This window comes from Pseudonocardia sp. McavD-2-B, from assembly GCF_024124365.1.
GTDB classification, from domain to species: Bacteria; Actinomycetota; Actinomycetes; order Mycobacteriales; family Pseudonocardiaceae; genus Pseudonocardia; species Pseudonocardia alni.
In genome coordinates, this window is the sequence record NZ_JAMXSG010000496.1 from 1 (window position 1) to 1738 (window position 1738).

Genomic DNA, 1738 nt, shown 5'->3' on the forward strand with positions numbered 1-1738 from the left:
GGCGGTCGCGGCGCGGCGCTCCGGTCCGGCCTCGGTGCCCGCGGCGCGCTCCAGCGCGGCCTGCACACCCGGGTCGCAGAACTGGGGGATGTTGAACCCGCCGCCGCAGCCGAAGTCGCTGGCCAGGTAGGCGACGGGGTCGCCGGAGTCGAGCACGGTCGCGCGGGACAGCACGAACGCGTCGAACGCGCCGTCGAGCGCGTCGGCCTCGATCGCCGCGTACTCGCGCACGTCCTGGGTGACGACGAACCCGGCCGCCTCCAGCTGCTGCTCCAGCAGCACCGCGACCTCGGGCAGCTCGCTGCGGTCGGTGAAGGTGCCCAGCGTGATCGGCACGCCGCGCACCGCCGCGGGCGCGGGGCGGGCGGCGAGCGCCTGCGCGTAGGAGGGGTCGTCGCGCAGCGGCGCGGCCCACGGCAGCGCGGGCCCGAGCAGGCCCTGCGCGACGTCGGCGCGCCCATCGTAGGCGCTCGCGACCAGCGCGGCGCGGTCGACGGCGGCACGGGCGGCGGCGCGCACGGCGGGGTCGGCGAACGGGCCGCGGGCGGTGTTCAGGTAGAGCGTGTTGGTACGCGGCATGGGGACCTCGTGCACCAGCGCGGGGTCGAGCAGCGGGTACTGGCCGGGCGGGACGGCCTCGACGACGTCGGCGGTGCCGGTGCGCAGCGCGGCCGCGCGGGCGGTGCCGTCCGGGACGAAGGTGACGTCGACGCCGGCGACGCGGGCGGGCTCGCCCCAGTAGCCGTCGTGGCGGTCGAGGGTGGCCGAGGTGGTGCCCTGCACCGCGGTGAGCCGGAACGGGCCGGAGCCGTGCCCGACCGGGTCCACGCGGTCCCCGGTGTAGGCGGCGGGGGCGAGCACGGACAGCTGCGGGCTGGACAGGCGCTGCGGGACCAGCGGGTCGGCCACGCCGGTGGTGACCAGCACCGCGTCGTCGCCGTCGGCGCGGGCGGCCAGGTCGACGCCGTCGAGGATCCGCGGGGGCGGCGAGGCCCGGGTCGCACGGGTGAGTACGTCCGCGACGTGCGCGGCGGTCAGCGCGGTGCCGTCGTGGAAGACGACGTCGTCGCGCAGCGTGAACCGCCAGGTCGTGGGCTCGACGCGGGACCAGGAGGTGGCGAGCATCGGCACGGCGTCGCCGGCGGCGTCGAGCTGCACCAGGGTCTCGGCGGTGCGCCAGCGGGACAGCTTGAACGCGTCGTCGCTGAAGGGGGTCAGGCCGGAGCGGGGCGGTTGCAGCATCGCGACGGCGACGCGGTCGCCGACGGCGCCCGTCCCGCCGGTCTGCGGTGGGGCGGCGAAGCATCCGGTGAGCAGCAGCGCGGACGCTCCGAGCGCGAGGGTTGCCGCGACGCGGCGGGGTCGGGACACGGGTGTCCTCCGGGTTCGTGGGTGGTGGGACGGTTCAGACGGACAGGGGGGCCGCGGCGTCGACGAGCGCGGCGACGGCGGGGTGCTGCGGGGCGGCGAGCAGCTCGGCGGTCGGGCGGTCCTCGACGACCAGGCCGTCGTGCAGGACGACGGTGCGCGGGCAGAGCGCCGCCGCGACCGCCAGGTCGTGCGACACCAGGAGCAGCCCGGTGCCGTGAGCGGCGCAGGTGTCGGCGAGCAGGTCGACGACCTGGTCGCGCAGCGCCGGGTCGAGCCCGCTCACCGGCTCGTCGGCGAGCAGCAGGCGCGGCCCGACGACGAGCGCGCGCGCCAGCGCGACCCGCTGGGCCTGGCCCCCGGACAGCTC

Annotated in this window: 2 protein-coding genes; both read right to left on the reverse strand. The window is 77.8% G+C overall.

The annotated features are described in order from the left end of the window. Window positions 1–1371, reverse strand: a 1371-nt coding sequence (locus NH602_RS30615; RefSeq protein WP_253069656.1) for an ABC transporter substrate-binding protein, incomplete at its 3' end; no start/stop codon positions are given. 34 nt (window positions 1372–1405) lie between these two features. Beyond that, window positions 1406–1738: ATP-binding cassette domain-containing protein (locus NH602_RS30620; protein ID WP_253069657.1), on the reverse strand; the 333-nt coding region annotated here is incomplete at its 5' end.